General features: G+C 55.8%; 2 protein-coding genes and 4 pseudogenes. 5 read left to right on the top strand and 1 reads right to left on the bottom strand.

The annotated features are described in order from the left end of the window. Nucleotides 1-380 precede the first annotated feature (380 nt). Both DID99_RS35680 and DID99_RS35685 read left to right on the top strand, forming a co-directional pair. Nucleotides 381-860 carry a CesT family type III secretion system chaperone gene (locus tag DID99_RS35680; protein WP_124668649.1) on the top strand — a complete coding sequence of 160 codons (480 nt, stop codon included), beginning with the start codon at nucleotides 381-383 and terminating at the stop codon, nucleotides 858-860. Between the two features lie 209 nt (nucleotides 861-1,069). After that, nucleotides 1,070-1,406: pseudogene (locus DID99_RS35685) on the top strand (transposase); the annotation flags it as partial. 25 nt (nucleotides 1,407-1,431) lie between these two features. Here the strand turns inward: DID99_RS35685 and DID99_RS35690 are convergent. Continuing rightward, nucleotides 1,432-2,151, bottom strand: a pseudogene (locus tag DID99_RS35690) (transposase). A 569-nt stretch (nucleotides 2,152-2,720) separates the two neighbouring features. On the opposite strand from DID99_RS35690, the gene DID99_RS35695 reads away from it, so the two are divergent. The 3 genes and pseudogenes from DID99_RS35695 to DID99_RS35705 form a co-directional block, all read left to right on the top strand. Then, on the top strand, nucleotides 2,721-3,083 hold the full coding sequence (locus tag DID99_RS35695) for a hypothetical protein (RefSeq protein WP_124668650.1): 363 nt from the start codon (nucleotides 2,721-2,723) through the stop codon (nucleotides 3,081-3,083). 312 nt (nucleotides 3,084-3,395) lie between these two features. Continuing rightward, nucleotides 3,396-4,618, top strand: a pseudogene (locus tag DID99_RS35700) (IS110 family transposase). A 42-nt stretch (nucleotides 4,619-4,660) separates the two neighbouring features. Then, nucleotides 4,661-4,916 (top strand): annotated as a pseudogene (locus DID99_RS35705) (transposase); the annotation flags it as partial. Nucleotides 4,917-5,101 lie beyond the last annotated feature (185 nt).

Consider the following 5,101-nt stretch of genomic DNA (forward strand, 5'->3'; position numbering starts at 1 on the left):
AGTTTCTGACGCGGTAGCGCGCCTTCGGCTCGTGCGTCTTGCTTCTATCCCTGCGCATCTTCTCGGTAAAAATCGAGCATCGACGCAGGAACCCGAATTGTTAACAGAGGTATCGCCCCGGTCGTTGCGCGTATACGTCACCGCGGCGCTCGCCGGATTTATGTAACAACGCCACGCCTACAATCAAAACGTTCGCAATGCGGAAAACCTAAAAATTAGGCGATAATAAAAAGCGCGAGTTAAATAAATAATCTATAGTATTGCGATATGAAAGCATTTTTAGTTTTTGAAGTGGCGCACGTCTTTTTTTGATAAATCCCTGCAGTATGACGAAATAATGTCAACTGGGGATATGCGGCGGTTTGCCGGAGGAGTGGGGTATGGCCTATAAGGATGCATTTGATCGTCTACTTGATGAGCTTGCTGGAGCCATCGGGATGGAAAAACTTGAATTTGATGAGGATGATTTTTGCCATATTACTGTGGATAATGAATTCCCGGTGTCGATTCGCCGTGATCATATAAGGCAAAGGCTCGTGGTGCTGGGGCAGATTGCTGAGCGGCTTCCTGCCGTAATGGAGCGAGACTTGGTTGCAATGATGCTGGCTCAAGGACTTGGGCCTTTGCGTGACAACGGAATTGGTATTGGATACGAGGCGTCAGCGGAAAATTTGATCGTTTTCCGAAGTATCCAAATAGCTGATCTCAATCTGGAGCGATTTCAGAGTGATCTTGGCGATTTTTTTGAGGCGGTTAAGAGATGGCGGCAACGCCTTCAGGTCGCGTCGCAATCGGAAAGTCGAGTCACTCGCAATGAGAATTCAGATGATATTAAAATTCCGTCAACCGGACTCCTTTGAACCATCTTGAAAACTTCGTCTAACATGGTGTAAAAGATGGTTCCGAAAAAGCCAAGTCGTGCTGCTAGCTTTCGCGGCGAGCTGTTACCTCAGGCAGCGTTGTTGCATAAATCTGGCGAGCGCCGCGGTGACGTATACGCGCAACGACCGGGCGATGCCTCTGTTAACAATTTGGGTTCCTGCGTCGATTCTCGATTTTTGCCGAGAAGATGCGCAAGGACAGGAGCAGGACGCACGAGCCGAAGGCGCGCTACCACGTCAGAAACTGGGCGGCGTACAACGCCGGCCTGATCAACCGAGGTAACGTCACGATGTGGTGGATCGACGAAGCCGCCCTTGCAAGCCTGCCTGACGCCGAGCCGACGCGCGGTTGGCCGCGTCTGTATAGCGATGCGCTGAGTCAGGCTTTGCTTGGCGAAGACCGTGTTCCGCTTGCCGCTGCGCGCCCTGCAGGGCTGCGCGCAAAGCCTGCGCGATCTGGCTTTCGCTAGCTTGCCCGTGCCGAACTACACGACGCTCTGTCGCAGTGCGCAAACACTTGAGGTCCTGACCTGAGTAACCGTTTTGAATGTCAAGCTGTGCGAGGTTGATTTTGAGCATTCAGGTGGTTACGGGCGATGGCATTTAGGTGCGTGATGAGCTTGCGCATGCGGGCGATCAAGGCCACTTTCTTGAGTTCGCCCCTGCGGCAACCAAACGTTCGTAGAAAGCGCGGACGGCCGGGTTGAATCGAGTCGCGGTGAGCGTCGCCATGTACAGCGCACGCCGTACCTCAAAGCGCCCGGCGGCGATGCGTCTGCGGCCTCTGATGGAACCAGAGTCCTTGGCATAAGGTGCCGCGCCGACCAAGGCGCATATTTGGCGCCGATTGAGATGACCCAGTTCGGGCAATTCCGCAATCAAGGTTGTCGCGGCGACGCGGCCCACGCCCGCCACGCCCTGCAACAGCTTGGACATGACGGCGCGGTGCTGCTCGACGTGACTGAGCATCTTGGTGTCGGCGTCGTTAAACTGATACGCAATGGCTTCGAGCAATGCCTGAATGCTCGGGTGTGTGACCGGGTGAGCCACGCGCAGCCCGACTGCCTGGAGCGTGCACGGCAATGCCGCCTCATAGCCACCCGTGACCTCCATCAGGTTGAAGCTTCGCCAGGGCGTCGGCCAGAACGACGTGCCCCTCGGGGTCGTTGCTGATATGCGTCAGTTCGGCTGTCAAGGTTGCCCCGGGACACACCACATCGACATGGGTACTCGCAACGTCGATGCCCGCCATTACGGATGATCCAGACATGGTCTTCATATCCCTTTCTTGTGCATGCGAGCTGGTATCAAACCGCTCGACTAACCGTTCGGGCATCGGGAAGACCAGAACGGTGGACGTGCGCAATCGACTCAAGTACGAACTGGCAAGCAGACTCGCCGACTCTAGGCGATTCCAGGCTACACGGCTCGGTCCGGTCACCTTAGCGGTAACCAGACTGTACCGCGCTGATCTGGTTTCACCGAGGCGTTGACCGTTGTGCGTAGCGCATCGCGTTTGGTTTCGGCTCAAACGTGATTGGAAAGTATCCGATTGAGCGTTCTTCTGTATCTTCTCGCCATGGATCCGCGCTTCCCGCAGACTGGCCGCACCGGACTTGCCGATCAGCCGCGCGTTGGCCTTGTTTGGAGTCGCTATAACACAACCTCGACGTTAGGGCAGTCTCGTGAGGATCCACAGCAGTCCAAGCGTCTCGAGTACCAACCGGAAAACCCACGCTCTTGACCCGGAGTCGTCGATTCGAAATTTATTCCACTTTATGGAAGACTCGAGTGAAAATTATCTGGATTATTATGCCATAATTTTATTTACAATTCTTTGTGCCGATTTCTATTAATTCAACCGAGAAAATGCCGCCCTCTGAAAATAAGGGTGGAATTTCTGAAAAACAACAGCATGTATTAACTGTAGGCGGCACTGGGCGTTTTGTTTTAACCGAAATGGATGTTAAAAGCGAGTCTCATCAACGCTGGAAAGAGATTGCCATATTGATCTGCAGAACCGTCGTCGTGTTTACTACTGCTGCACTTGTTACAACCCTCTGTGCTTCTTTTGGCGCGGTCGCAGGGCCGGTCGGTACAGTGGTTGGGGGTGTAGTGGGTTTAGGGGTGGGATTGACTGTTGGCCAAATCATTGGTGATGTATTGTTCCGTGACTACATACCGCCGGTGCTCGCGATGTGATGACAGTGATTCTGGAGCCGTTTGACCTGCCATGGAATTTTCGGACCAGTTGAAACTTGAGAGTGATTCATCGGACGTGCCCGACCCCGAAGGATGAAGCGGCCACCGCGCCGAGCTAGTATTGCGAGGCAGCGGTGGTCGAGGTCGGTCCATTGTCTGGTGCACTGAGCCCGTTTGAGAGTTGGACCCGCAGCCCTGCGAGTACCCCAAATTGTGACCTGGGGCAGTCTGTCGCCCTGCTGGATCACGCTTACCAGAATCCGATAACGAGGGCTGCCGCCGCTGCCATTCTCCATCGTGCAGGAGGGCAACATGCAGGTACTTTATCCACGCTGCGCCGGACTGGACGTGCACAAGGACACTATCGTGGCATGCGTACGTTGCGTGTCTGCGCCTGAGCGCCACAAGGTCAAAAGTTTTCCAGCACCACGACCGGTTTGCTGGCGCTATCTGACTGGTTGGCAAGCCATCTCTGCACCCATGTAGCAATGGAAGCCACTGGCGTGTATTGGAAACCCGTCTGGCACGTACTCGAGGATTCCTTCGAGTTGGTGCTTGGTAATGCCGCACACATCCGGAACGTGCCTGGCCGCAAAACGGATGTCAACGATGCGATGTGGATCGCGGACCTGCTCGCACACGGGTTGATCCGCTCTAGCTTTGTGCCGCCTCCCGCGATTCAGGAGTTGCGCGATCTGACACGCACGCGTGAGCAGCTGGCCCGCGAAATCGCCCAGCATTGTCTGCGCATTCAGAAGGTGCTTGAGGACGCCAACCTCAAACTCGGCAGCGTACTGTCCGACGTGCTTGGCGACAGCGGGCGGGCTATGCTCAAGGCCATCATCTCGGGCGAGGATGACCCGGTGCGATTGGCCTCGCTGGCTCAGGGCCACGCCCGCCGAAAGACCAGTGAACTGCGCGAAGCGCTGAGCGGCCGTGTCATCGCCCATCACCGCGCCATGCTCGGACTGCATCTGCAAGTCATCGACGCACTTGAGCGAGCGCTGGCAGACTTGGATGCTGCAGTGGGGCTGGCGTTGACGCCGATCCGGCAGCACGTCCAACTGCTCAGGACCATTCCTGGGGTTGAGGATTTGACTGCTCGGGTCTTGGTAGCCGAGATCGGCGTCGACATGACGCGCTTCCCCAATCCCGCCCATTTGATATCGTGGGCCGGCTTGTGCCCGCGTAATGACGAAAGCGCGGGCAAACGCCGTAGCACTCGTGTCCGCAAGAGCGGTACGTGGTTAAAGACTGCACTGGTCACGGCTGCATGGGCAGCAGTTCGCACAAAAAACACCTATCTGCACGCCCAGTTCTTGCGAATCAAAGCGCGGCGCGGTGCTAAAAAAGCGATCGTCGCTGTTGCGGCGTCCATGCTCACTGCCGCGTGGCACATGCTTCGCAACGGCGTGGAATACAAGGACCTCGGTTCTGATTACTTCAATCGACACGACATGCAGGGGACTGTTAAACGGCTGCTCAAAAGACTGACGGATCTCGAGTATCCCGTTCAACCCGCGTCTCCATCGTAAGGGCTTCTTACCAGAATGGCTTCCAACGGAGAAAAGGAAGTCATGAAAAAGAGCCGGTTTACCGAAGAACAGATGGTCACCATCCTGCGAGATGGCGGACAAGGCGCCGGTCGCGGAAGTTGCGAAGAAGCACGGGGTCAGCGAGCAAACCATTTACAACTGGCGACAACATTTCGGCGGGCTGGAGGCTGCCGACGTGAAGCGGCTCAAGCAGCTCGAGCAAGAGAATGCGCGGCTGAAGAAGATGCTGGCCGAGCGCGATCTCGAGCTGGACGTGATGAAAGAGATCAACGCAAAAATGTATGGTCCGCCCCGGCTTTGCAAGCGGGCGCTCTCCGACGAGACAGTTTGCGTAAATGTGTCCGGCCTCTCGCGAGTCAGCCGCTTTTGGCGGCAAGGCCATGATGGTGACCTGCCTGATTTCTTCGAGCCATTTCAATCTTGAGGAACGGCCTCGGTTGCTTCAGTTGAACAATACTGCTG

It is taken from the genome of Burkholderia sp. Bp8986, from assembly GCF_003854225.1.
Lineage (GTDB): Bacteria > Pseudomonadota > Gammaproteobacteria > Burkholderiales > Burkholderiaceae > Burkholderia.

Excerpts from the sequence above, each read along its gene's own strand:
- DID99_RS35680 (WP_124668649.1), top strand. The coding sequence starts at position 381 with ATGGCCTATAAGGATGCATTTGATCGTCTACTTGATGAGCTTGCTGGA.